This window comes from Microvirga flavescens (genome assembly GCF_003290125.1).
GTDB classification, from domain to species: domain Bacteria; phylum Pseudomonadota; class Alphaproteobacteria; order Rhizobiales; family Beijerinckiaceae; genus Microvirga; species Microvirga flavescens.
On record NZ_QMKH01000001.1, the window covers coordinates 971,296 to 995,732 of the forward strand.

22 protein-coding genes are annotated in these 24,437 nt (G+C 59.5%); 13 read left to right on the forward strand and 9 right to left on the reverse strand.

Annotated elements, in window-relative coordinates; translation table 11 throughout:
* Positions 1-64 precede the first annotated feature (64 nt).
* On the reverse strand, positions 65-532 hold the full coding sequence (locus DQW91_RS04340) for an Lrp/AsnC family transcriptional regulator (RefSeq protein ID WP_112662284.1): 468 nt from the start codon (positions 530-532) through the stop codon (positions 65-67).
* Positions 533-700: 168 nt separating this feature from the next.
* Between DQW91_RS04340 and DQW91_RS04345 the strand changes: the two genes are divergently transcribed.
* Genes DQW91_RS04345 through DQW91_RS04355 form a run of 3 tightly spaced genes read left to right on the forward strand, consistent with a single transcriptional unit; the run spans position 701 to position 3,233 of the window.
* A complete protein-coding gene (locus DQW91_RS04345) occupies positions 701-1,726 on the forward strand; it encodes an ABC transporter substrate-binding protein (protein ID WP_112662466.1) in 1,026 nt (341 codons plus the stop codon).
* Positions 1,727-1,734: 8 nt separating this feature from the next.
* Positions 1,735-2,478 carry an ABC transporter permease gene (locus tag DQW91_RS04350; RefSeq protein ID WP_112662285.1) on the forward strand — a complete coding sequence of 248 codons (744 nt, stop codon included), beginning with the start codon at positions 1,735-1,737 and terminating at the stop codon, positions 2,476-2,478.
* Positions 2,466-3,233: an ABC transporter ATP-binding protein gene (locus tag DQW91_RS04355; protein ID WP_112662286.1), complete on the forward strand. Its 768-nt coding sequence runs from the start codon at positions 2,466-2,468 to the stop codon at positions 3,231-3,233. The genes DQW91_RS04350 and DQW91_RS04355 overlap by 13 nt, the downstream gene beginning before the upstream one ends.
* Positions 3,234-3,239: 6 nt before the next feature.
* On the opposite strand, the gene DQW91_RS04360 is transcribed toward DQW91_RS04355, so the two are convergent.
* Positions 3,240-3,686 carry an OsmC family protein gene (locus DQW91_RS04360; RefSeq protein WP_112662287.1) on the reverse strand — a complete coding sequence of 149 codons (447 nt, stop codon included), beginning with the start codon at positions 3,684-3,686 and terminating at the stop codon, positions 3,240-3,242.
* 176 nt (positions 3,687-3,862) lie between these two features.
* Here DQW91_RS04360 and DQW91_RS04365 point away from each other — a divergent pair, with 176 nt between their 5' ends.
* Positions 3,863-5,626, forward strand: a complete 1,764-nt coding sequence (locus DQW91_RS04365) for a glycoside hydrolase family 113 (protein WP_112662288.1) — start codon at positions 3,863-3,865, stop codon at positions 5,624-5,626.
* Positions 5,627-5,669: 43 nt separating this feature from the next.
* On the opposite strand, the gene DQW91_RS04370 is transcribed toward DQW91_RS04365, so the two are convergent.
* The 7 genes from DQW91_RS04370 to DQW91_RS04400 form a co-directional block, all read right to left on the reverse strand.
* Positions 5,670-6,719: an Ldh family oxidoreductase gene (locus tag DQW91_RS04370; protein ID WP_245410888.1), complete on the reverse strand. Its 1,050-nt coding sequence runs from the start codon at positions 6,717-6,719 to the stop codon at positions 5,670-5,672.
* Between the two features lie 138 nt (positions 6,720-6,857).
* Complete coding sequence (locus DQW91_RS04375; protein ID WP_112662289.1) at positions 6,858-7,262, reverse strand: phasin family protein; 405 nt, start codon at positions 7,260-7,262, stop codon at positions 6,858-6,860.
* A gap of 154 nt (positions 7,263-7,416) precedes the next feature.
* On the reverse strand, positions 7,417-8,223 hold the full coding sequence (locus tag DQW91_RS04380) for a DUF72 domain-containing protein (protein ID WP_112662290.1): 807 nt from the start codon (positions 8,221-8,223) through the stop codon (positions 7,417-7,419).
* Positions 8,224-8,305: 82 nt separating this feature from the next.
* Positions 8,306-8,764, reverse strand: a complete 459-nt coding sequence (locus DQW91_RS04385) for a YbhB/YbcL family Raf kinase inhibitor-like protein (protein ID WP_112662291.1) — start codon at positions 8,762-8,764, stop codon at positions 8,306-8,308.
* A 98-nt stretch (positions 8,765-8,862) separates the two neighbouring features.
* Complete coding sequence (locus DQW91_RS04390; protein WP_112662468.1) at positions 8,863-9,960, reverse strand: branched-chain amino acid aminotransferase; 1,098 nt, start codon at positions 9,958-9,960, stop codon at positions 8,863-8,865.
* 156 nt (positions 9,961-10,116) lie between these two features.
* Positions 10,117-10,518 carry a VOC family protein gene (locus DQW91_RS04395; protein ID WP_112662292.1) on the reverse strand — a complete coding sequence of 134 codons (402 nt, stop codon included), beginning with the start codon at positions 10,516-10,518 and terminating at the stop codon, positions 10,117-10,119.
* 54 nt (positions 10,519-10,572) lie between these two features.
* Entirely contained in the window at positions 10,573-11,013 is a 441-nt protein-coding gene (locus DQW91_RS04400; protein WP_342633205.1) for a MarR family winged helix-turn-helix transcriptional regulator, read from the reverse strand.
* A 56-nt stretch (positions 11,014-11,069) separates the two neighbouring features.
* Between DQW91_RS04400 and hmgA the strand changes: the two genes are divergently transcribed.
* The 9 genes from hmgA (at position 11,070) to DQW91_RS04445 (ending at position 24,431) form a co-directional block, all read left to right on the forward strand.
* On the forward strand, positions 11,070-12,428 hold the full coding sequence (gene hmgA / locus DQW91_RS04405; RefSeq protein ID WP_112662470.1) for a homogentisate 1,2-dioxygenase: 1,359 nt from the start codon (positions 11,070-11,072) through the stop codon (positions 12,426-12,428).
* A gap of 642 nt (positions 12,429-13,070) precedes the next feature.
* On the forward strand, positions 13,071-14,603 hold the full coding sequence (locus DQW91_RS04410) for an ABC transporter substrate-binding protein (RefSeq protein WP_112662293.1): 1,533 nt from the start codon (positions 13,071-13,073) through the stop codon (positions 14,601-14,603).
* 289 nt (positions 14,604-14,892) lie between these two features.
* The gene (locus DQW91_RS04415) at positions 14,893-15,909 is read left to right on the forward strand and encodes a dipeptidase (RefSeq protein WP_157961337.1); all 1,017 of its coding nucleotides are present in this window, start codon (positions 14,893-14,895) and stop codon (positions 15,907-15,909) included.
* 89 nt (positions 15,910-15,998) lie between these two features.
* Positions 15,999-16,790: a cupin domain-containing protein gene (locus tag DQW91_RS04420; protein ID WP_112662295.1), complete on the forward strand. Its 792-nt coding sequence runs from the start codon at positions 15,999-16,001 to the stop codon at positions 16,788-16,790.
* A gap of 292 nt (positions 16,791-17,082) precedes the next feature.
* Positions 17,083-18,768, forward strand: coding sequence for a hydantoinase B/oxoprolinase family protein (locus tag DQW91_RS04425; protein WP_112662296.1), 1,686 nt, complete (start codon positions 17,083-17,085; stop codon positions 18,766-18,768).
* A 32-nt stretch (positions 18,769-18,800) separates the two neighbouring features.
* On the forward strand, positions 18,801-20,891 hold the full coding sequence (locus tag DQW91_RS04430) for a hydantoinase/oxoprolinase family protein (RefSeq protein ID WP_198411766.1): 2,091 nt from the start codon (positions 18,801-18,803) through the stop codon (positions 20,889-20,891).
* 174 nt (positions 20,892-21,065) lie between these two features.
* Positions 21,066-22,532, forward strand: a complete 1,467-nt coding sequence (locus DQW91_RS04435) for an ABC transporter substrate-binding protein (protein ID WP_157961338.1) — start codon at positions 21,066-21,068, stop codon at positions 22,530-22,532.
* 77 nt (positions 22,533-22,609) lie between these two features.
* Complete coding sequence (locus DQW91_RS04440) at positions 22,610-23,527, forward strand: ABC transporter permease (RefSeq protein ID WP_112662299.1); 918 nt, start codon at positions 22,610-22,612, stop codon at positions 23,525-23,527.
* 19 nt (positions 23,528-23,546) lie between these two features.
* Positions 23,547-24,431, forward strand: coding sequence for an ABC transporter permease (locus DQW91_RS04445; protein WP_112662300.1), 885 nt, complete (start codon positions 23,547-23,549; stop codon positions 24,429-24,431).
* Positions 24,432-24,437 lie beyond the last annotated feature (6 nt).

The following is a 24,437-nucleotide window of genomic DNA, read 5'->3' on the forward strand; positions in this document are numbered from 1 at the left end:
CCACTCCAGATACGACACGGGTGTCTAAAAGATCACCAATGCCCTCCGGCGTCGAGGGGAAACCTCATCCCTTCGAGGGGGCAGGAAGCGCGTAGGCCGTCGTGGACTTGATGCGCTGCATGGCGAAACGCGACGTGACGTTTTTCAACGGGATCTCGTCGATGAGGCGCTTGTAGAACTGATCGTAGGCGGCCATGTCGGCCACCACGACGCGCAGCATGTAATCCACATCGCCCGCCATACGGTAGAACTCCATCACCTCCGGCATGGCGGCGACGAATTGCGCGAACCGTTCCAGCCACGCGCCGGAATGGTCCGCCGTTTCTATGGAGACGAACACCGTTAGGCCGAGGCCGATCTTCTCCGGCGAGACGAGCGCAACGCGCTTCTCGATGACGCCGGTGGCCTCCAGGCGCTGGATTCGCTTCCAGCAGGGCGTCTGCGACAGCCCTACCCGGTCGGCGAGCTCGGCAATGGATATGCTGGAATCAGTTTGCAGCGCGCCGAGGATCTTGATGTCGATAGCATCCATTTATCTTTTTCTCCGGGAAAAGAGAGGGCAGTTCTTCATTTGATCAGATATGGAGAATAAATTTCTTATTCATCTTTGTCTCTTGCATTCAGATAGAAAATTCTTTTCCTAATCTGTCAACAGGCGTCTTCTCCGCACAGGGTGACGCCGTGGCAGGAGATGAAAATCATGGATCGTCGTCGCTTTCTCGCCGGTACGGGCGCCCTCGCTCTTGCCGGGTCATTCCAGTCGCGGGCCTTCGCGCAAGGAGCCGTGCAGGCCCGGGTCGGCGTCATTCCGGTCATTGGCGCATCGCCGATTTTCGTGGCGGACAAGGAGGGGTGGCTCAAGGAGAAGGGCGTCGAACTCTCCTTCACCACGTTCGAATCCGGCCCGAACATGATTCAGGCGGTCGCGTCCGGCACCATCGATGTCTATGTGGCCGGTGTCGCGCCCCTGGCCGTTGCGCGCTCCAAGGGTGTCGATGTGCGCGTGGTGGCAGCGACAGCGACGGCCGAGAACGTTTTCGTGGCAACGCCGAAACTCGCGAAGTACTTCACGCCCGGCACCGCACATGCTGCGGCTTTCAAGGCCTACCGCGCCGCCGAAGGAAAGCCCGCGCGGCTTGCGACCCAGCCCGCAGGCTCGGTGCCGAACACCACGCTGCAATACTGGCTGTGGGAAGTTGTGAAGGCTGACAAGGCCGATGTGGAAATCGTCACGATGGGCATCGATGCGACGCAGCAGGCGGTTCTCGCCGGCGCCGTCGAGGGCGCTTCGATCCGCGAGCCCGCTGTCACCATCGTCCAGGGCCGCAATCCGGAGATCAAGCTGATCGCGCTCGGCGATGAGATGTTTCCCGGTCAGCCCGGCACGGTCGTTGCGGTATCCGGCGCGTTTCTGACGAAGAACCCGGAGGCCGTGCAGGCTCTCGTCAACGGTCTCGTGCGTGCTGCCGAACTCATCGCCAAGACACCGGACCGCGCTGTCGCACCCATCGAGGCCGCGCTCGGCAAGGGCATCATCGACAGTGCGACGATCCGCAAGGCGCTGTCGTCCCCGGCAACGAAGTTCCTCATCGATCCGCGCGCCATTGTCGAACCCGCCCGCGTCATGCAGGCCTACCAGGTCAAGCTTGGCTCGCTCGAGAAGGAGTTGCCGTTCGAGGGCCTGTTCGAGCCGAAGTTCTTCGAGCGCGCGGCCAAGGGTCCTTAAAGCCCGCTATGCGTTCCCTTCTTCTTTCGCTGGCGGGCCTCGTCGCGTTCCTGCTGTTGTGGGAGGCCGTGCCGAGGCTCGGCCTCGTCAATCCCGCCATGCTGCCGGGGCCGAGCTCCATCCCCGCCGCCTTCTGGAAGGAAGCGGCGAGCGGTGCGTGGCTGCAGGCCGTCGCGAGTTCGCTATCGCATTACGTTCTGGGGCTCGGCGTCGGTGCGGCACTCGGCATTGCGCTCGGCATCGTCACGGGCATGTATCGCGGAGCCGAGCATTTCACCGCATGGATCGTACGCGTGCTGCGCCCGGTTCCGGGCCTCGCTTGGGTGCCGTTCGCGATCTTGTGGTTCGGGGTGGATGCCAAGGCGGCGGTGTTCATCATCGCGATGGGCGTGTTCTGGATCGTCTATTTCGCCGCGCATGGTGCGATCCGTTCGGTGGATCGCGATCTCATCGAGGTCGCGGATGCTTTCGGCTTTCGCTCCGGTCCGCAACGGCTTGCGAAGATCCTTCTTCCCGCCGCGACGCCGGGCATTCTGGTGGGCCTGCGCACCGCGCTCGGGCAGGCCTGGATGGCGGTCGTCGCTGCCGAGATCTTCGGCGTGTCCGGCCTTGGTCAGCGCATGATGCAGGCCTCCAGCCTTCTCGCGACCGATGTAGTGGTGGTCTACATGCTCACGATGGCCGCGCTCTACGGCTTTCTCGATACCGCCTTCGTGGCGCTGCAAGGATGGCTTCTGCGATGGAAAGCGTGATCGAGATCAAGGATCTCTCGCTTGCTTTCGAGCGGGACGGGCAGCGCACCACCGTGCTTGATCGCCTGAACCTGAATGTCGCGCGCGGCGAGTTTCTGGCGATTGTCGGTCCTTCGGGCGTCGGCAAATCCACGTTGCTGCGCGTTCTGGCCGGGCTTGCGACACCAGATGCCGGCAGCGCGCGGATCATCGCGGCGGATTCGAGCAAGCGGCCTGTCGCCCTGGTGTTTCAGGATTCGCGCCTGCTTCCGTGGCGGCGTGTCATTTCCAATGTCGGCTTCGGCCTCGAGAACGGGCGCATCTCGCGGCAGGAGCGTCAGCGCAGGGCGCAGGCCGCGCTCGATTTCGTGGGCCTCGGCGCGCTCGCGCAGCGTTGGCCGCATCAACTCTCCGGCGGGCAGCGCCAGCGCGTTTCGCTGGCGCGGGCGCTCGCGGTGGAGCCTGAGGTTCTGTTGATGGACGAGCCCTTCTCCGCGCTCGACGCCATCACGCGCGAGAGCTTGCAGGACGAGCTTGTGCGCGTCTGGCAGGCGACGGGAAAGACGGTGCTGTTCGTCACGCACGATATCGACGAGGCGACTTACCTCGCCGACCGTGTCGTGGTGCTGTCGGGCTCGCCGGGGCGCATCATCGCCGAACATCGCATCGAGAGCCCAAGGCCGCGTCATCGGCAGGATGCCGCGCTCTCAGGTGCAGCGAAAGCCCTGCGCTCCGGCCTGGCGTCCGATGTCGCAAGCGACGGCGGATTGATCTAGCGGGGCTTATGCCGTTGACGGCGTTTCCGTTCCGGCCGCCTCGTCCACCACCGTCCAGCTATGTGTGATCTTGGCGGTCGCGCCGAGCATGATCGAGGCGGAGCAATATTTCTCCTTCGAGAGATTGATCGCCCGCTCCACCTTGTCCGCAGAGAGGTCACGGCCTGTGACGCGATAGTCGAGATGGATCTTGGTGAAGACCTTCGGATCCGTCTCCGCCCGCTCTGACGAGATGTCGATCACGCAGTCGGTCACCGATTCGCGGCCACGCCGCAGGATCTGCACCACATCGAAGGCCGTGCACCCGCCAAGGCCGAGCAACAGCATCTCCATCGGGCGGATGCCGATGTTGCGGCCGCCATATTCCGGCGCGCCATCCATGACGATCCCGTGCCCGCTTCCCGATTCGCCGAGAAAAGCCATGCCGTCGATCAGTTTCACGCGCGCTTTCATGGGATGCCCTCAATTCCTGCTCGATGAGGTTTTAGCCTAAGGCTCAGGCCGATTGTAGGGCCTTCGCGGCGCATTCCGCGGCAGGTGCGGCCTTCAGGCGAAAGTTTCCGAGGGATTTATATTAACATTATATCATAATATATCTCATTGCAGATAACGTGAGACGAGGGAGAGCCATGAGCGCGGGAGAGACGATTTTCACCTGGGAAGGCATCAGCCTGCCGTCTTACTGGGGGGGCAATTTTGCATCGTCCGGTGGGCAGGCCGCCATGGACCAGGTCAAGGCGACCGGCGCCAACTCCATCAGCCTCATTCCGAACTTCTTCATGGCGGACCAGTTCAGCAACACCATGAAGCTGAATACGGGTGAGAGCGACACGCTCGCACAGGTCAGACAGGCCATTCTGGACAATGTCGCACGCGGGTTGAACGTGGTTCTCAAGCCGCATGTGGAAACAGATAACAGGGTCTGGCGCGCACTGATCGAGCCGACCGATCCTGACCTCTGGTTCCAAAACTACAAGGCCATGATGGTCGAATACGCGAAGGTCGCGCAGGAAGCCGGTGCCGCGATGCTCGTCATCGGCACTGAAATGAAAAGCATGAGCGGCCCGCGATATACCGACAAGTGGGTCGACATCATCAACGCCGTTCGCGGCGTGTTCCACGGTGCGGTGACCTATGCCGCGACCGATGAGGAGGCGCTGGAGGTCCAGTTCTGGGACAAGCTCGATTACATCGGCGTCGATGCCTATTTCAGCATGACGGACAAGAACGATCCCACCGTCGACGAACTGGTCGATTCGTGGATCAAGCCATCGACGGTGTGGGCGGCCAAGAACGTCTACGGCGATAAATCCGTCATCGATACGTGGAAAGACCTGTCGGAACTTTGGAACAAGAAGGTCATCTTCACGGAAATCGGCTATGGCAGCTATGACGGCGTGAACAAGAGCCCCGGCTGGATCGTCAGCGATGTCGTCGATGTGGGTGAACAGCGCGATTGCTACGAAGCGCTGTTCAAGGTGATGACCACCTATGGCGGGCAATGGCTCGATGGCGCTTTCCTGTGGAGCTACCAGACATTCGCGCACCCGGAGCCCGATATCGGACTGCCTCCGACCGATTACACGCCGCAGGACAAGCCGGCTCAAGCTGTCATCACGGCGGGCTACAGCAGCCCCGCCCATGTGGCAGGGCTGAATCGCGCGGGAACCGATGCGAGCGACAGGCTCGACGGCGGCTACCACAACGACACGCTCGATGGTGCGAGTGGTGCCGATGTGTTGTGGGGCGGCGCCGGGCACGACGTTCTGATCGGCGGTTCCGGTGCCGACCGGATGACCGGCGGAAACGGCGACGATGTCTACTTCGTCGATGACGCCGGCGACATGGTTATCGAGGCGAGCAACGGCGGCGTCGATACCGTCAACACAATCATCAGCTACACGCTCGGCGCGGAAGCTGAGAACCTGACAGCATCCCGTGCGCCCGGGGGAACGTTCAAGGGCAATGCCTCTGCGAATGTCATCAAGGGCAGCCTTGGCAAGGACAAGATTTACGGCGGGTTCGGTGCCGACACCTTGAGCGGCGACAAGGGCAGGGACATCTTCGTCTTCGATACCAAGGTCGACCGGACGAAGTCGAATGTCGATACGATCACCGACTTTTCGGTGAAGGACGACACGATCTGGCTCTCGCGCAAGATCTTCAAGGCTCTTGGCAAGAAGGGCTCGGAGAAGAAACCGCTGGCGCTCGATGCCAGCAAATTCTGGATCGGGTCGAAAGCGCATGATGCCGATGACCGGCTCATCTACAACAAGACCAAGGGCACGCTGTCTTACGATGCTGACGGCAATGGCAAAGGCGCCGCGGTTGTGATCGCAGTTCTGCCGAAGAAGTTGAAGACGATCTCGGAGAAGGACTTCTTCATCGTCTGACCGTGCGAGGGTTTCTCCGCATGAAGCGGCCCTCGCGTCGCTTTCATACGAGCTTGAGGAACTTCGCCGTGTCGGGATCGACGGGAATCCCCAGCCTGCCACGCTCTTCCTTGACGCGCCATTCGCGGTCGCCGGGCGCGAGGATCGGCGCATCGGGCCGCGCGACGGGCGAGCCGCGCAGGCCCGACAGATATTGCGACATGAGCGCATCATAGATCGCGCGGGGGACAAACCGCTCCGGGTCGATGGCAAGGCAGAAATGGCCGATGTCGTGCCGCTGCCAGTTGCCGTCCTCCGGGTTCATCGGTGGTACGAGATGATCGGGCGTCGCACCGGTCAGGATCGCCGACAGAATCGTCACGAGACCTGCAAGGCCCGCGCCCTTGAAACCGAAATCACGTCCGCCGAGAGGCGTGAGCATTTCCGCGAGATCGGGATTGCGCGTCGGCACACCGTCGAGATCCGCCGTCACATCGGGTGGAAGCTCCCGTTGCAGCGAGCGATAGAGCAGAACTCTGTTATAAGGGATCGCCGAAGTCGCCATGTCGAGAAGCCAGGGCGCGGAGCCTGATACCGGCGCAGCGACAGCGATGGGGTTCGTTCCGTGAAAGCGGATCGTGCCGCCGTGAAGGGCGACAAGGGAATCGGCATTCGTTGTGGTGATCGCGATGAACCCGGCCTCTGCTCCCGCGAGTGCATAGGCCCCTGCCGCGCCATAATGCGTGGAATGCGCGATGCCGACCGCGCCGACGCCGCTCTCACGCGCGATCTCGCAGGCCAGCTCCATGCCCGCATAAGCCGCCCGGTGACCAAGTCCGTTATCGGCATCAAGCGTCGCGCTTGCTGCCGCCGTGCGCTTGATTTTGAGTGACGGCGTACCGTTGATCTGCCCGCTTCTCAACGAATCCGCGTAGAATTCCGTCAGCCGGAAGCCGTGACTGTCGACGCCGATGCTCGAGGCGTGCAGCATCGCCCGCGTTGCCGCGCGAGCCGATTCCTTGTTCGCTCCTGCACCGGTCAAGGCTTCGAACGCCCGCGCCTCCAGAAGGGAAGCGGAAAAGCGCAGTTCTTCGATTCTCTGTCTGTCGGACAAGGCGCACTCCGAAAAATGTCTCGCGACTGCTTTTTCAGCGCACGCGCCGCTTTGCAAGAGACTTTATAAGAGTCCTGGCACAAGGTCGGCCGATATCGACGTCAAGAAATTCCCGGGGACGGACAAGGATCGGTCGCGCTACTCGGCCGGCATGCGGGCGGCGGCCTCATGCGCTGCGCGGCGCAGAACGGGGCTCTCATGGCCGTTCGCCAGATGCGCTTCGCTTTCCGTTACGCGCTTGATAGCGAGGCCCAGAAGCTTCGTCGATTCTGTTGCGTAATCGTGAAGCGTTTCCTGCATCCACTGCGAGTGAACTTCCATCGCATCGGCGGTGTTCTTGCAATCCATCATATCCCGCATCGTCTTGCTGTCCTTCAGCAAACGCTTCGATGCGAAATTCATGGCTTCCTGCTGCCAGGCCGCGGCCATGATCCACCACTCCTGCAGCGCTCCGACCATGACGCGGCTGTTCTCTGCCGTGGGGAAGGAAGCTGGCGCGCCGCGAATGTAATCCGCACTCTTGGCTCTTTTCTGCGCAGTCATGAAAATCCTCCTGCGAGTCGCAAAATGACATCGGTTGTCAAGATGAACGCTCGCGCCCCGTGCAAGGCAGGCGAGCACAATGGTAACGCGTTGGCGGGAGGATCGGTCCCCGAATGACTTCTTTTATGTTGTCGCGCCCGACGCTGATGAGACGCTATCGCGTCCGCTCGATCAGCGAGATCGCGGCGGCAGGGTTGCGAATCTTGAAGCCGCTGATGACATACAGGAACACATCTTTCGGCGTTTCTTTCCCGGCCTCGTGTGCTGCCACGCTTTCCAGATCTTGCGGTACATTGCCTGAGGCCATGAGATGCGCGCGCTTGGCCCAGGTGTCGAGTTCGGCATTGGAATAGCCGAGATCTTCCGTCTCGCGTGTTCCCATGATGCGGGCATAAACGAACGGCGCGGTGTTGTCTGCGATCTGCGGATAGTGGGAATCTCCCGCCAGAACGATGGCGATGCCGTGGTCGCGGGCGAGCGCGATGAAATCCGGTGTCCGGAAACTGTCGTGACGCACTTCGACGGCATGGCGAAGCGACAAGCCGTCGATGCTTTTCGGGAGAAGCTTGAGGAACTTCTCGAAATCGTCCGGATCGAATTTCTTGGTGGGTGCGAACTGCCAGTTGATCGGGCCGAGCTTTTTCTTCAGCTCCGTGACGCCGCTGGTGAGAAAGCGCTCGATGGAGCTGCCAGCCTCCGCCAGAACGCGCCGGTTGGTCGTAAAGCGCGGCCCTTTGAGAGAAAACACGAAGTCGTCGGGCGTTTCGGCGTGCCATTTGGCGAAGCTTTCCGGCTTCTGCGAACCGTAATAGGTGCCGTTGATCTCGATCGAAGTCAGCTGACGGCTGGCATATTCCAGTTCGCGCTTCTGGGTGAGCCCCTGCGGATAGAACGTGCCGCGCCAGGGTTCGTAAGTCCAGCCGCCGATGCCGATGCGGATTTCGCCTTTGCCTTGCGCCATGGATGGGCCCTTCTTGCAGTTGGTCCGCCGCCAGCGGATCGCGCGGAATGTGCCGTTGAAGGTAGCAACTTTTTCTTCCGGGTCATCCCCGGGCGAAGGTGCCGATCAGCCCCGCCGAGGCGGTGGCGTAGGGCCGCGCCTGGGCAACGACATCCGCGCCCTTGGCCGAGGGCGAAAGGTCGGGGATCATGCGATCCAGGGCCATCAGTCGGAAGTGATATCGATGCGGCCTGTCTCCGTGCGGAGGGCACGGGCCGTTGTATCCGGGGTGTCCGAAGTCGTTGACCGCCTGCCGGAAGGTCTTGCCGGCGCTGGACGCCGCGTCTTCCTCAAGGCCCGGCAGATCCGGCGGAATGTTGAAAGCGACCCAATGGCAGAAGACCCGGCGTGGCGCATCGGGATCTTCGCAGGCAAGCAGTAGCGAGACTGTGCCCGCCGGGATCCCGTCCCAGACAAAGGGCGGCGACAGATCCTCGCCCTCGCAGGTGTAGCGCCGGGGGATGGAATCACCATCGGAGAATGCGGGGCTCGTCAGTTTCATGGGCCGCCTCCCGTTTGGACGTCAGGAGACTAACATCGGACAAGTCCTGCCCTTTGATGTTTCTCAAGCGAGTAAGGGCGCGCCCTGAAGCTTTTGGCTCAGAAGACCTTGTGAACCCAGCTGTGCGGGTCGGCGGCGCGGCCACGCTGGATGTCGACGAGGGTGTTGCGCAATTCCTCTGTCCGCGCGCCCGAGCGTCCATTGCCGATCGTGAATTCGCCATCGCGGCCCTTCACCGTGCCGATCGGCGTCAGAACCGCTGCGGTGCCGCAGGCGAAGGCTTCCCGCAGGCGGCCGCTGGCGGCATCGGCACGCCATTGATCGAGGGAATAAGGCTCCTCACGAACCGTGATTCCCTTATCCTTCGCGAGAGCGAGAACCGATGCGCGCGTAATGCCCGGCAGGATCGTGCCGCCGAGCGGCGGCGTAGTCATGGAGCCGTCCTCGAAGAGGAAAAAGACGTTCATGCCACCAAGCTCCTCGATCCAGCGCCGCTCGACGGCGTCGAGAAACACGACCTGATCGCAGCCGTTGCGGCTGGCTTCGGCTTGGGCCACCAGGCTCGCGGCATAGTTGCCACCGCACTTGGCCGCGCCCGTGCCGCCGGGGGCGGCGCGCGTGTAGTTCTCAGAGACCCACACAGAAACCGCATCGGCCTGCGTCTTGAAATAGGCGCCGACGGACGAGGCGATGACGATGAACAGGTATTCCGACGATGGCCTGACGCCAAGGAAGGCCTCGTTCGCGAACATGAAAGGCCGCAGGTAAAGGCTTCCGTCGCCCTCCGGAATCCAGTCGCGGTCGATGCTGACGACCTGGTCGAGCGCTTCGAGGAACAGAGCTTCTGGCAGGATCGGCATGGCCAGGCGCTCGGCGGATTTCTGGAAGCGGCGAGCATTTTCCTCCGGCCGGAACAGCGTCGCCCCGCCATCGGCGGTGCGATAGGCCTTCAGCCCTTCGAAAATTTCCTGCGCGTAGTGCAGAACGGCGGCGGCGGGGTCCATCGGAATCGGCCCGCGCGGCTCGATCTTCGCATCATGCCAGCCCTTGCCTTCGGTGTAGCGGATGGTCGCCATATGGTCGGTGAATACCCGCCCGAAGCCCGGATTGCGCAACAATTCGGCGCGTTGTTCTGGGGCGACCGGGGAAGGGTGCGGTTGGCGAGCAAAGTGAAGGGGCTGGGTCGTCTGGGACATGGTTTTCTCGGATTCGGTCAAAGAGCCCGACATCGGATGATCTGGAACGTCGGGCGCAGTCCGGAACTTCAGGGCTCCGGCTGTCGGCGCGAACTTTAGACGGTCAGCTACCTGTGCCGCAAGCGGCGATGACTAAAGTCTCTGGTATCTCGGCGTTCACCTACGGCCGTCCGTGAATTGAATGAGATCCCATAGATTGCCGTACAGGTCCTCGAACACGGCGACGATGCCGTAGGGGGCCAGTTTCGGCTCGCGCACGAACCTGATGCCAACCTCGACCATAGCAGCGTAATCCCGATGAAAGTCGTCTGTTCGAAGGAACAGGAAGATGCGGCCACCCGCCTGATTGCCGATAAACGGTTCCTGCTGAGGGGTGGCCGCGCGCGCCAGAAGCAGCGATGTCGTTCCATCGCCAGGAGGGCGAACCACGACCCAGCGCTTGTCCTGTTCCGGTTGATATGTGTCCTCGACCAGTTCGAACCGCAGACGGTTGACATAAAAGTCGATGGCTTCGTCGTAGTCGCGAACCACAAGCGCGACATGCGCAATACTCTGCATTAGACCGATTTCCCCCGTTTTTCCGCATTATGTCAGCTGGCTGAGACGCATGCCTCATTCAGCCGGTGTGAGGTTCTCCTCAAGCCGGTCGAGCGCGGCAAGAAGCGCACGGGCGTCCGGCCCAAGCATTTTGAGAATACGCTCCTCAAAAGCTACGGCGCGCGGAATGATATCGGCATAGGTGCGGCGGCCAAGGGAGGTCAGGCTCAGGATCTCCTCGCGGCGGTCCAGCGGGCTCTCTCGCCGCTTCAGCCAGCGCCGTTCTTCCAGAGCCTTGGCGGCGCGGCTCACCTTCGTCTTGTGCATCGACGAATGCCGCCCGATGTCCTTCGCGCTCATTTCCTCGAACTGTCCCAGGGTCGCGAGCACACGCCACTCGGGAACGGTCAGATCGTGATGGCGGCCATAGACCGCTTTGAACTCTTGTGAAACGGCCGTGCTGATGCGGTTCAGCCGGTATGGCAGGAAGTGTTCGAGCTCGAGCTTTTTCATCATGTTGTTAGTTACAAAAATGACAGTTACAAATGCAACTGTTTTTGGAGGTCGCGATCATGAACGTGCATGAACCCGTATCGCCCACGCAGACCAAGACGGACATCGTGAGCGCCATTCAGGCCGGCTACATGTCTGGCTTCGGCAATGGTTTCGAAACAGAGGCACTTCCCGGCGCGCTTCCCCTTGGGCGCAACTCGCCGCAAAGGTGCGCTTACGGTCTTTATGCGGAGCAGCTGAGCGGATCGCCCTTCACTGCGCCGCGCACAACCAACGAGCGGTCCTGGCTCTACCGCATTCGCCCGACGGTGACCCATTGGGGACAGTTCAAGAAGGCGGATATCGGGCTGTGGCGGACGGCTCCCGCGCCCGAGGTGGAGGTGCCGATTGCGCCGATGCGTTGGGATCCGATTCCGCTCCCGAACGAATCCGTGTCGTTCCTTGAAGGCATTCGCACCATCACCACGGCGGGGGATGCCGGCACGCAGGCGGGAATGGGATCGCATGTCTATCTCGTCACCCGCTCGATGGAGGACGAGTACTTCTACAATGCCGATGGCGAATTGCTGTTCGTGCCGCAGCAGGGGGACCTGCGCCTCTCGACCGAGTTCGGCGTCATCGACGTCGAGCCCGGCGAGATCGCGGTGATTCCGCGCGGCGTGAAAATCCGTGTCGAGCTGCGGAATGGGCCGGCGCGCGGCTATCTCTGCGAGAATTACGGCGGCGCTTTCACGCTGCCAGAGCGTGGGCCCATCGGGGCCAACTGCCTCGCCAACCCGCGCGACTTCCTCACGCCCGTCGCGGCTTATGAGGACAAGGACGCGTCTTCGAAGATGTATGTGAAGTGGTGCGGCACGCTCTGGGTCGCCGACATGGATCACTCGCCGCTCGATGTCGTGGCGTGGCACGGCAACTACGCGCCTTACAAGTACGACCTACGCCGCTACTCGCCGGTCGGGCCGATCCTTTACGACCATGCCGATCCGTCGATCTTCACGGTGCTGACCTCGCCGTCGGAGACGCCCGGCACCGCCAATATCGACTTCGTGATCTTCCCGGATCGCTGGATGGTGGCGGAGAACACCTTCCGCCCGCCGTGGTACCACATGAACGTGATGAGCGAGTTCATGGGGCTGATCTATGGCGTGTATGACGCCAAGCCCGGCGGCGGCTTCGTGCCCGGAGGCATTTCGCTGCACAACACCATGCTGCCGCATGGGCCGGACGTGGAAGCGTTCGAGAAGGCAAGCAGCGTCGAGTTGAAGCCTCACAAACTGGAGGGCACGATGGCCTTCATGTTCGAGACGCGCTTCCCGCAGCGGGTCACTGCCTTTGCCGCCGGCACCGAAGTGTTGCAGAAGGATTACGGTGCTTATGGGCACAAGCTGCAGAAGCACTTCAATCCGAACAAGAGATAAGCGGAACGATCTTACCCGTTGGCGAAATCCCGCCTGGAAAGAGCTTGGGCTGTGTGGGATCGTGATCCCCTTTGCCCTCCCAAATAAGAACACCCCTGACGAGAGATCTCGTCAGGGGTGTTGCGGTATTGCCGTTGCGTCTTGTGCTTACGGAAGCTCGGAGTTTTTCACTTTCTTGGGCGCGATGCCGCGCAGGAACTTAAGACGCGACCTTCATTCAGTGAAGCGTGCTATACTTGTCTGAGGTTTCAAGATCCGCCTTTGCTTCATTATAATGAAGCAAAGGCGAGCGCTCAATTGAAGAACATTGACTGCCGCGCAAGACAGCTAACTATCTAAGAATAATTACTTTTCCTAAAAACACGCCTCAAAATGAGAATTTTTCGGGCGGGTTCTCCGCTGAAATCAGCTTGTGTGTTTTTTAAAAAAATGAAATCCTTCATTTTGATTGGAGCGATGGCCTGAGCGATTTCGGCAGGGCTGCGTGAAAGCGGAAAGGAGGGCGCGCTGCGCACAGCGGTACAAGGACGATGCTTGCAGATGACGTTGCGTCTCGGGTGCATGGTTCTTGGGGTCATCTAGCCACTCGAAAAATGTCCAGGACTGTCCTCCCCACACTGAAAACAGACAGAGCCCATTTCAATGACAATAACCAGACGGAACTTCACGACCGCCCTTGTTGCCGCTTCCCTTCTCGCACCCTGGTTACCGACGCCCGCACCGGCGCTTGAGGCGGGGACTCTGACAATTGCACAAGGCTTCGATCCTGTGTCGTTGTGGCCGAACTATTCGACGACTCAAGAGCAGATCAACGTCGGCAATCTCATTGTCGAGACGCTGTTCTGGGTGGATCCCAAGACGAACAAGACAGAAGCAATTCTCGCAGAGAAATATGATCTGGTTGATCCAAAGACGGTGAAGATCACACTCCGGCCCGGCATCAAGTTCACGAATGGTGAGCCGCTCAATGCCGATGCAGTGGTGCACTCCTTCAACGTTTTCATGGATGTAAAGACGACGCCCGCCTATGGCCGGTACGCAGTCACAATCGATAAGGCCGAGAAAGTCGACGATAGAACCGTCCTGGTTCACATGAAGTTTCCCTATCCGGCTCTCGACCTGGTTCTCAGCCAGGTCTTCATCCTGCCGCCTGCGTATTGGCGCGAAGTCGGTGGCGCGGATGGCTTTGGGCGTAAGCCTGTTGGCACAGGGCCCTTCATGCTCAAGGACTGGGTCCGCGACAGCCGCCTCGTGATGGACGCAAACCCGAACTATTGGGGCGAGGCGCCGAAAGGAATCAAGCGGGTCGTCTGGCGGCCCATCCCCGATGATACGGTGAGGGCGTCGGGGCTTCTCGCAGGCGAGTTCGATATCGCCACCAATGTCCCGATCATGTCGTCCGATCAGGTCAAGTCGCAGAAGGGGCTCAAGCTGCTCTCGATTCCGAGCTACCGGATTTTCACAGTGGGGCTTTCGAACCTTCCGGATCAGAAGAGCCCTCTGCACGACAAGCGCGTTCGTCAGGCGATCAATTATGCGATCGACAAGAAGGCGATCATTGACGGACTCTTCCGTGGGGAAGCGAGAGCTCTTAATGGACAGCTTTTGCGTGAATCCCAGATCGGGTTCGACCCTGCGATAAAGGACTATCCGTACGACCCGGCCAAGGCCAAGGCGCTCCTCGCGGAAGCCGGTTTCCCCAAAGGATTCGAGATCGCATTCAAGTTCCCGACAGGCCGCTATGCGCAGGATAGAGAAGTCGCGGAAGCCGTCGCCGGCATGCTTGCCGAGGTTGGCATCAACGCCAAGATGATGTCGCTCGAACCCGGCGAGTTCCTGCGCCAGCTCAGCGGACGGGAGTTGCAGCCAATGGGTTATGTCGGTCTGGCGCCGGCAGATGATCCTGATCTTCAAATGTCTCAATATCGGTCGGATTGGCGATACTCTTACGTATCAAATCCAGATTTGGATAAGCTGATCGATGCGGGCGCGCAGGAAGTGGATCGCGAAAAGCGCGCCGAGATCTATCGTAAGGCTGGCCGTATCATGCACGATGAGGCATCGGTGCTGTTCCTGTACCAGGCAATCGACCTCTACGGCATTGCTGACCGCGTGAGTGGTTTTGTTCCACGAGGCGACCAGCGGTGGACGATCTACGGCATGTCCCTGAAATAGGCTGCTGCCCTTGTTCTCATTTGCACGGGGATGGCGAGCAATTGCCACTCTTCGTGCAAGTGTTGGATCGACTGTGCCGCTTTGGCTGACGATCCGTCGGCCTGCCGATGGGCCAAAGAGCGCACTCTCTCCATAACCTGAAGATCGTTGAACGTCGCCTCCGCAACAGCGGATGTGGCGAGGGATCTTCGCGTCTTCCTGCGGCAAGCCGAGACTCGCTTACACTGGAATTCTTGTCGCCGGCACCCTCTGCGCTCCGCAGAAACCTGTACCTGAAAAGAGGATGTCAATGTCTGCCCAAGCTTCACAATCTTCGAGACCTCTCGTCATCGACGGGCTCAATTGTGCCGGTCTCACGCGCGAGCAATTGATCCGGACAAAAGAAGGTGGGGTATCCGCCCTCAATCTGACGGCGATCCGTCCGCCGGCCGGTTTGCATGATGCGCTGCTCCAGCTTGAGCAGGCGCGGGACACTATCGAATCCATGCCCGACCTCGCGACGATTGTGACAACCGTCGATGAGATCAAGGCCGCACATGAGAAAGGCGTCATAGGGATCATCCTGGGAGCGCAAAACACGCTCATGGCCGAGCCGGATGTGAAACTTCTCGCAAGCTTCAAGTCGCTCGGGATGCGGATCATTCAACCGACCTATAACGAGCGGAACGCATTTGGTTACGGCGCGTCCTTTACGAATGGTGGCGACAAGGGAATCACCGAGGCCGGTCGCCAATGGCTTGCGACGATGGAAGAGCTCGGCATCCTGGTGGATCTGTCCCACTGCGGCCACAAGACCAGCGCCGACTACATTGCGGCCGCCAAGTCGCCGCTCGTCTTCAGCCACGCAAACGCATTCGCGCTGTGCCCGAGCCCGCGGAACAAGCCTGACGATCTGATCCGCGCTGTCGCCAAGAATGGCGGCCTGATTGGCGCCGTCACATGGGCGCCGCTCTTGCGCTGGGACGTAAAGCCCTCACTCGATGATGTGATCGATCACATGCAACACCTGATCAAGGTGGGCGGGATCGACCATGTCGCTTACGCGAGCGACCTTCCAGAGGCCAATGGCGAAGATCAGGCGAAGTGGGAGACGATGTGGGGGCCGAACGGAATCTATCCGAACATCACCGGCGTCCTCGGCGATTGGTATCAATATGGAAACCACGTGACCACGGGGATGCAGACAATGTCTCAGACGCCGACGGTCTGGGACAAGATGCGGGCGCGCGGCTTCCATGAAAGCGAAATCGAGAAGGTGATGTCAGGAAACTGGCTTCGCGTTCTTGGAGACGTCTGGCCGAAGTAACGAGAAATCCAATGGGGGCTGCCGCGCCGAATCTCGCGGCAGTCCCTCGCAGTTCCGAAAACTAAAAGGGAAGCGTTCTGGCCCAGCGAGTGTCGGACGCCGATATGCTGAACGGGGGTTCAACAATGCCGACAAACCCAATCCGCTTCCAACCAAACGGACTTCGGGGGACCGATCTCGCCATTTGGGATCCTGTCCTCATAGACGAGGCGGCGGACGTCCTTCCGACGCAGAGAGGCGAACTCTTCTACGAAGATGAAGCTTCCGGCGTTTCGGTCGGCATCTGGGAGTCGACACCTTTCACCGGTGTCATGGCTCCATACCCCGTCCACGAATTCATGATCGTTCTCGAGGGGGCTGTTACCATTATAACGAAGGCGGGTGACAGGACAGTCATCGAAGCAGGGCAATCCTTCCTCCTGCCGAAGGGCCTTGAATGCCGATGGCATCAGGATGTCCCGGTAAAAAAGTACTTCATGATCTTCGACAAGCAGGATGAACAAGGAATAACCAGCCCTGCGCCATCTTTAGTTGTCGACGGAGCTGCACCGCTCAGCTCAATCGCGGTCAATCCATCCGATCCTCTGCTTGGTCCTCCGCCCGTTCTTCATGCGAGAACGGCTTTCGAAAACGCCACCGGAGCATGGCGGATCGGTGTGTGGCAGACGGGACCCTATCACCGCAGCAAGGGCCCGTTTCCTCGATACGAACTGATGCATATCCTCGAAGGTGAAGCATCGATAACGGACCAACGGGGAAACGTCGAAACTTACGGTCCAGGCGAGACGCTCTTCATCCCAAAAGGCACGGAGTGCAATTTTCTCGTCGGCGAGCATCTGCGCAAAATCTATTGCATCCTTGATCTTCGGGGCCCTGCCTGACGAGCCTCCCTTCCGAGGGCGGCAACGAGACGAAACGGCCTGCGTGTCCTGCAGAAGCTCCTGCCGAGTGCCTCTCAAAGTCTCGATGTTTCATTTAAATGATGAAACATGATTTCTGCTGATCCCGCCCTTGGCGCAGCCCGTACTCCAATGGTGCCTTAATATTCTGCCGGTTGCGGTAAATTTCAGCAAAGCTCACCTTGCGTAAGTTTCAATTTAATGAAACTTTTCGATTCAGCGACGCCTCTCCACCGAGGCTACCGGCCCAGACAGATTTGCGAGGACAGACCCAATGGATATCCGCGTGGAAGAAAGCGCAGCACTCCCTCCTGCAGATGGCAGCTCCGCTGAGAACGTCGTCGAGCATCAAATCAAATGGGGGCGCCTCACCGCGATGATGGATGAAGTCGACACCATCCTTTTGCGGACGGCTTTCTCGACGATCGTCAGTGAATCGCGAGATTACGCGGTTGTCCTTCTCGACGAGAAGGCAAGGTCCATCGCGCAGTCGCAGATTTGCGTTCCGGCTTTCACATGCTCGCTTCCCACCGCGACACGCTCGATGCTCGAGGTCTTCCCCCGGGAGACTCTGAAGGAGGGTGACGTCCTCATCACGAACGATCCCTGGCTGTGTCACGGGCATCTTCCCGACTTCTACATCGTCATGCCCGTCTTCCATGAAGGGAAGATCGTGGCCTTCATCGCGACTGCGGCGCACATCTCGGACATTGGCGGACGACTGGATGAACTGAACGCGCGCGATCTGTACGAGGAAGGTTTGCGCATTCCGCCGAGCAAACTTTACGAAGGCGGAAAGCCGAACGATCAGCTTATTCGCATGATCGAGGCAAATGTCCGATTCCCTCGCCTTGTTCTTGGAGATGTCGGTGCAATCATCGGCGCCGCAAAGGTTGGCGCGGAGCGTTATGTTGAACTCGTCAAGGAGTACGGCCTTCCGGCAATGAGCGCGGCGGCCGACTTCATTCTGGCGCGCTCCGAAGCGGCCATGCGGGCGGCGATTTCGTGTATTCCCGATGGAGACTATGAGGGGTTTGCGCAGTGCGACGGTGTGACGTCTGTCACGGAAATACGCCTCAAGATTTCCGTTAGAGATGACAGCATGTTCCTGGATTATACCGGATCAAGCCCGCAGAAGTCGGATGCTGCGGTCAATGTCGTTAAAAACGTCACGCACGCGCATTCCCTTCTCGCGCTAAAGTGCAGCCTGTGTCCCGATCTTCCGAACAATGAAGGCTTGTTCAGCCCTATCAAGACCTTTGCGCCTGAGGGCAGCATTTTGAATGCGCGCTTCCCCGCTGCTGTCAGGGCACGATCAAGAACAAGCTTCCACACGCACACGGCGATCTACGATGCGCTGTCGAAAGTCACGCCGGGCGCCGTGCAGGCGACAAGCGGTTCATTCTGGTCGCTGCGTTTCCTCTGCAACGACGATGATGGGCATCCATTCATCGTTCATGTTCTGCCGAATGGCGGTCAGGGCGCCTCTCGCGGATTGGATGGGCATTCCACGACGGCCTTCCCTGGCTGCTCGATGGTCACACCCGCAGAAATCATTGAAACAAACGGCCCCGTGCTGATCAAAGAGCGGGCGTTCCGTCAAGACTCGGGAGGCGCAGGTCAGTTCCGCGGCGGCCTTGGCCAGACAATCCGCGTAACTCCCGCTGGCGATCTGCCCGTCCGCATCACGATCCGTCCCGACCGGACGCGCTTTCCTGCGGACGGTCTCCTGGGTGGGAAACCCGGTGGGCTGGGAGAGCTACTTCTGGATGGCGCTTCAATCGAGCCCGATCCGTTCACACTCATGCCGGGGCAGGACTTCACATTGAACCTTCCTGGAGGCGGCGGGTTCGGCGATCCACGGGAGAGAGACTCCGACCAGGTCGCACAGGACCTGAAGCTGGGACTGATAAGCCCGGACGCGGCGCGTGATGTTTATGGCCACGCGACCGAACAATGAATCTGATCCCCGAAAGCATGTGGAACACTAAAATGACGCGCAAGCTTCGCCTCGGCTTCGACATCGGCGGGACCTTCACGGACTTCGTTATTGCAGACGAGCAATCCGGTGAGATGTTTTTGGAAAAGTGCCTTACGACGCCGGACGATCCCTCGCGCGGCGTTCGAAACGGGTTCAATCTCCTTTTTGAGCGTCTGGAGATCGACGGATCCGATCTCGATGTCGCCATTCATGCAACGACTCTCATTACCAATGCCTTGATTGAGCGTCGTGGAGTGAAGACCGCGCTTGTGACGACGCAAGGGTTCAGGGACATCCTGGAGATGGGGAGCGAGGTTCGCTACGATCTCTATGATCTTTTCATGGAGAAGCCTGCGCCGCTCATTCCCCGCGATCTGCGATTTGAGGTCGGGGAGCGTCTGAAAAGCGACGGAAGTGTCATCACTCCCCTCTCCGAGTCGGAAATCGTTTCACTCTGCGCGCACCTGAAGGAAATTGACGTCAAATCCGTCGCGATCGCATTCATTCATGCGTTCAGAAACCCGGCGCATGAGCGTCGCGCGGCTGAGATCATGAAGCGGGAGATGCCCGACGTCGTCATATGCATGTCGAGTTCCGTCGCTCCGGAAATACGAGAGTTTGAGCGAACGAGCACGACGAGCGCGAACGCGTATGCGATGCCGATCACAAAAGAATATCTCGACGTCGTCACCGACACTCTCAAGACGGCGAAATACGGAAAAGATCTCTACATGATGCTGTCGTCGGGCGGCGTTTCCGATGCCGGCGTGGCAAAGGAATTTCCGATCCGGATGCTCGAATCCGGACCAGCCGCAGGAGTTCTTGCTGCGATTTTCTATGCGAAGCAGCTCGGCATCCCAAGCCTCGTCACCTTCGACATGGGAGGAACAACCGCCAAGGTCGGCGTCGTGAAAAACTACGAGGCGGCCAAGTCCAACATCTTCGAGTTCGGCAGAGTAGCGCGCTTCAAGAAGGGAAGCGGCATTCCGGTCAAGATACCGATGATCGAACTCATCGAAATTGGCGCGGGAGGCGGCAGCATCGCCGGGGTTGATCAACTGGGTCTTCTCAAGGTCGGGCCGCACAGCGCCAGCGCTCAACCGGGTCCCGCCTGCTATGGCCTCGGCGGCGATCTGCCGACGGTGACGGACAGCAATCTCGTTTTGGGTAACCTGAATCCGGGCTACTTCCTTGGCGGGTCCATGAAGCTCGATCTCAACGCAGCGAGGGACGCGCTGAAGACGAGTGTGGCGGATCCGCTGGGACTCTCCGTGGAAGCTGCCGCGGCCGGTGTCTTCGATGTGGTCAATCAAAGCATGCTCTCCGCAATGAAGGTTCATATCACGGAGAGAGGTGAAGATCCGCGCAAGTTCTATCTGTTTGCGTTTGGTGGTGCCGGACCGGCTCATGCCTATGAGTTGGCGCGTGCGCTTCACATGAAGGGCGTCATCATTCCCAATGGTGCAGGGGCGGCCTCGGCGATGGGTCTTGTCACGAGCGGCGTCTCATTCGACTTCGCCCGGTCTCTCGTTACTCAGCTTAATCGTACTCCCTGGAGCGAGATCGAGCATCTCTATGAGGAGATGGCCGAGGAAGGCTTGAAGATCCTCGACGGAATCGGCATCGAACGGGGATCTCCCGAAATCTCGATCGCCTATCAGATGGATCTGCGCCACAAGGGCCAGGGCCATGAAGTGACGGTGACGATTCCCGCCGAGCTCATCCGAGAGGGCGCGCCGGATCGCATCTCCGAATTGTTCTACGACGTTCATGAGAAGAAGTTCGGACACGCACATCGCCATCTTCCCGTGCAGCTCATCACATGCAGGATGACCGTCGGTGCAGGAATGCCCAATCTGCAGCTGATGAAAGTTCCCTCTTCAGGAACTGACTTCTCGCAGGCGCAGAAAGGTTCGCGGGACGTCTATTTCACCGAGCTCAGGAAGTACGTCAACACGCCGGTCTACGACCGTTATCTGCTGGCGCCGGAAATGGCATTTCCTGGGCCGGCGATCATCGAGGAACGGGAGTGCACGGTCGTCGTCGGGCCGTCCGGCAATGTCCGCATCGATGAATACGGGAGCATCTTCATCGATCTTTAGAATTCATTTCACCGAGCTTCGCCGGCTGGCGAGTTGGCGCAATGAACCCGGGGCGCTGTCGCGTCTCTAAAAACCAGAGGACTTGATGATATGGCGAAAATAAAGGGTAGAACAAGTAACCGGACGAGGAGCCTTCCTCTTGCCGCCGGTCTCCTGCTTTCATCGATGCTCGGCATGCCTTTGCTGTCAAAACCGGCGGAGAGCGCGACGCTGACGATCGCCCAGAGCTACGATCCGCAGTCCTTGTGGCCGAACTTTTCAACGTCGCAAGAGCAGATGAATGTAGGAAACGCCATTATTGAATCCCTGTTGTGGGTCGATCCCGCAATCGACAAGGCGGTTCCGATCCTCGCCGAGCGATACGAGATGGTCGATCCGACGACGATCAAACTCTTCGTTCGGAAGGGTGTGAAGTTTACGAACGGCGAGCCGCTTGACGCGAACGCTGTTGTTCAGAGCATCAAAATCTTCATGGACAAGGCAATCACCCCCGCCTATGCGCGAGATGCTGCAAAGATCGGGAGTGTTGAGCGTGTCGATGACAACACGGTTCTCATAAAACTTTCGCAGAAGTATCCGGCAATCGATCTGCTCCTGAGTCAGATCTACATTGTTCCACCGAAGTACTGGGCGGAAGTCGGCCCTGAAAAATTCGGGCGGGAGCCTGTCGGAACCGGGCCTTACAAGCTGAAAGAGTGGGTTCGTGATGATCGGGTGGTCATGGAGCGCAACCCCGGCTTCTGGGGCAAGGCTCCCAAGGGTATCGACAGGATCGTATGGAAGCCGGTTCCGGACGACACCGCCCGCGCCGCAGGCCTCGTTGCAGGAGAATACGACGTTGCGGCCAATGTCCCGGTAGCGTCTGCGCCGCAGATCAAGAGCCGCTCGACGGTTTCGCTTTTGTCCGTGCCAAGCTACCGGATCTTCAAGATCGATTTTTCGAATCTCGATAAAGACCCCGGTCCGCAGCACAACAAACTGGTCAGGCAGGCGTTCAACTACGCGGTCGACAAGGACGCCATTCGAGAGAGCCTGTTCTCGGGCATCGCAACCCCTCTTCGCGGCCAGATTCTTCGGTCGAACCAACTCGGGTTCGATCCCGCGATCAAGGATTATCCTTTCGATCAGAAGAAGGCGAAGGAGCTGCTGAAGCAGGCAGGTTATCCGGATGGCCTGGATATCACGTTCAAGTTCTCCTCGGGGCGCTATGCTCAGGACAAGGAGGTTGCCGAGGCCGTTGCGGGCATGCTCGGAGAGGTTGGCGTGCGGGTCAAGATGGTGACGCTCGAAGCAGGAGAGTTCCTGACGCAGCTCAACAACCGGGATCTCGGCGCCATGGCGCTGCGTGGCTCCGCTCCTCAAGACGACCCGGATGCGATGCTGTCGTCATATCTGTCGACCTGGCGGTACTCCTACATCAACGACAAGAATCTCGACGAATTGATCAAAGCGGGATCGCAGGAGCTCGATCAGAAGAAACGCGACGACATCTATAAAGCCGCGATGAAGCTGATGCATGACGAAGCGTACATGATCTACCTTTATCAGGCCAACGATCTCTACGGGGTGTCCAAGCGGGTCAGGAACTTCGTGCCGCGCGGCGATCAGAGGTTCGCGGTATACGACATGTCCGTCGAATAGATGTCAGCACTCCGCTCTGGTCGCGAGCGCCTGCTGCGACCAGAGCGCCATCTTTCAGTTAAAAGAGAAGCCACGCGATGCTTAAATACGTCATTCGCAGACTTATCTCCACGATTCCGACGCTTATTGCCGTTCCGATCATCTGCTTTCTGCTGACGCGCCTGAGCGGCGATCCCACGGAGCTGATGCTTCCGATGGATGCCTCCGACGAGGCGCGCACAGCATTCCGCGCCCTGCATGGATTGGACAAGCCGATCTGGGAGCAGCTTCTTCTCTTCTGTGAAAACGCATTTCGCGGTGATTTTGGAATGTCGCTTCGTTTCGGGGAACCGGCATCCACGTTGGTTCTCGAACGGCTCGCGGCTACAACGGAGCTCGCTGTCGCATCTCTTGGATTTGCCGTCTTGCTCGGCATTCCCTTCGGCGTCATTGCGGCTCAGCGGCGTAACTCTCTCGTCGATAGAGCTATCAGAAACGCCGTCGCGGTCAGCCAAGCGATTCCGTCGTTCTATCTTGGCATCCTGATGATCATGGTCTTTGCCGTTGGTCTTGGGTGGCTTCCGACTGGCGGACGCGGCGAGGTTTCGAATCTTGTCTTGCCGGCCCTTACGCTCGCCAGTGGATTGGTCCCGCTTATTGCCCGCGTAACGAGATCCTGCATGTTGGATGAACTCCGCCGCGACTATGTAAGGACCGCTCGCGCAAAGGGCCTCAAGGAATATATCGTTGTCTGGAAGCACTCCCTGCGGAACGCTTTCATACCGGTGATCACCGTTATCGGCCTGCAGATCGGCGCGCTGATGAGTGGTGTTGTCGTGACCGAAACGGTCTTTGCGTGGCCGGGCGTCGGTCGCCTCGCGATTCAGGCCATCTATGCCCGCGACTTTCCGGTCGTTCAGGCCGTCGTCTTCTTCTTCGCAATTGTTTTCATCGTGGTGAACATCCTGGTCGATGTCGTTTACGCGCTCATGGACCCAAGGGTTCGGTATCAATAGAGCAATCAGGAGGTAGACCATGATTTTAACTTCAAAGTCGCCAACTGTGCCGAATGGGGTGAACAGGCGGCGTATCGTCAAGAAGCTGTCTGCGCTCTTGCCGTTTCTCGCTTTGGCCGTCCTTCTGCTGTGCACGGCATTTCCCGAGTTCCTGGCTCCAAAGGACCCTTATGCGCAGTCTCTCATACGCCGGCTGAAGCCACCGTCATTCCTGCCCGGCGGAATTTCCGGATACATTCTTGGGACGGACCAGTTGGGGCGCGACATCCTTTCCCGCATCATCTTCGGTGCACGGGTGACAATCATCACAAGCGTTCTTGCGGTCTGCGTCGCTGCAGTCGTTGGAACGACGGCAGGCCTTGTGGCGGGATATTTCCGCGGCCGGGTCGACAGCGCCGTCGTTCGGGCAATCGATGTTCAACTCGCCTTTCCGGTTGTTCTTCTCGTCATTGCTATCGTGGCCGTGATCGGTCCGTCCTTGTCGAACCTGATCATTGTCATGGGTCTATCCGCGTGGCCCCAGTTCGCCCGAATTACTCGCGGAGCGGTGATCTCTGTCCGCGACCTTGAATATATCGAGGCGGCTCGCTCGATAGGCGCCGGTCATATGCGCATCATGTTCCGTCACATTCTGCGCAATATCCTTTCATCCATCATTGTCTACGCCACATTCGAGATGGCGCGGATGATGCTGGTGGAAGCGACTCTCAGCTTCCTCGGTCTCGGCGTTCAACCGCCAACACCCACGTGGGGCGGCATGATCAGCGACGGCTCGAAATATCTCGGCCTCTCGTGGTCCGTCTCCTTCTTCCCCGGCCTCGTCATCGTCCTGGCCGTCCTCCTCGTGAACGATCTTGGAGACAGACTCCGAGACTTCATGGATCCCTATTTGAAGAACGACTAGAGGTCC

Coding starts and splice junctions, on each gene's coding strand:
- DQW91_RS04340 (WP_112662284.1), bottom strand. CDS start 532: ATGGATGCTATCGACATCAAGATCCTCGGCGCGCTGCAAACTGATTCC.
- DQW91_RS04345 (WP_112662466.1), top strand. CDS start 701: ATGGATCGTCGTCGCTTTCTCGCCGGTACGGGCGCCCTCGCTCTTGCC.
- DQW91_RS04350 (WP_112662285.1), top strand. CDS start 1,735: ATGCGTTCCCTTCTTCTTTCGCTGGCGGGCCTCGTCGCGTTCCTGCTG.
- DQW91_RS04355 (WP_112662286.1), top strand. CDS start 2,466: ATGGAAAGCGTGATCGAGATCAAGGATCTCTCGCTTGCTTTCGAGCGG.
- DQW91_RS04360 (WP_112662287.1), bottom strand. CDS start 3,686: ATGAAAGCGCGCGTGAAACTGATCGACGGCATGGCTTTTCTCGGCGAA.
- DQW91_RS04365 (WP_112662288.1), top strand. CDS start 3,863: ATGAGCGCGGGAGAGACGATTTTCACCTGGGAAGGCATCAGCCTGCCG.
- DQW91_RS04375 (WP_112662289.1), bottom strand. CDS start 7,262: ATGACTGCGCAGAAAAGAGCCAAGAGTGCGGATTACATTCGCGGCGCG.
- DQW91_RS04380 (WP_112662290.1), bottom strand. CDS start 8,223: ATGGCGCAAGGCAAAGGCGAAATCCGCATCGGCATCGGCGGCTGGACT.
- DQW91_RS04385 (WP_112662291.1), bottom strand. CDS start 8,764: ATGAAACTGACGAGCCCCGCATTCTCCGATGGTGATTCCATCCCCCGG.
- DQW91_RS04390 (WP_112662468.1), bottom strand. CDS start 9,960: ATGTCCCAGACGACCCAGCCCCTTCACTTTGCTCGCCAACCGCACCCT.
- DQW91_RS04395 (WP_112662292.1), bottom strand. CDS start 10,518: ATGCAGAGTATTGCGCATGTCGCGCTTGTGGTTCGCGACTACGACGAA.
- DQW91_RS04400 (WP_342633205.1), bottom strand. CDS start 11,013: ATGATGAAAAAGCTCGAGCTCGAACACTTCCTGCCATACCGGCTGAAC.
- hmgA (WP_112662470.1), top strand. CDS start 11,070: ATGAACGTGCATGAACCCGTATCGCCCACGCAGACCAAGACGGACATC.
- DQW91_RS04410 (WP_112662293.1), top strand. CDS start 13,071: ATGACAATAACCAGACGGAACTTCACGACCGCCCTTGTTGCCGCTTCC.
- DQW91_RS04415 (WP_157961337.1), top strand. CDS start 14,893: ATGTCTGCCCAAGCTTCACAATCTTCGAGACCTCTCGTCATCGACGGG.
- DQW91_RS04425 (WP_112662296.1), top strand. CDS start 17,083: ATGGATATCCGCGTGGAAGAAAGCGCAGCACTCCCTCCTGCAGATGGC.
- DQW91_RS04430 (WP_198411766.1), top strand. CDS start 18,801: ATGACGCGCAAGCTTCGCCTCGGCTTCGACATCGGCGGGACCTTCACG.
- DQW91_RS04435 (WP_157961338.1), top strand. CDS start 21,066: ATGCCTTTGCTGTCAAAACCGGCGGAGAGCGCGACGCTGACGATCGCC.
- DQW91_RS04440 (WP_112662299.1), top strand. CDS start 22,610: ATGCTTAAATACGTCATTCGCAGACTTATCTCCACGATTCCGACGCTT.
- DQW91_RS04445 (WP_112662300.1), top strand. CDS start 23,547: ATGATTTTAACTTCAAAGTCGCCAACTGTGCCGAATGGGGTGAACAGG.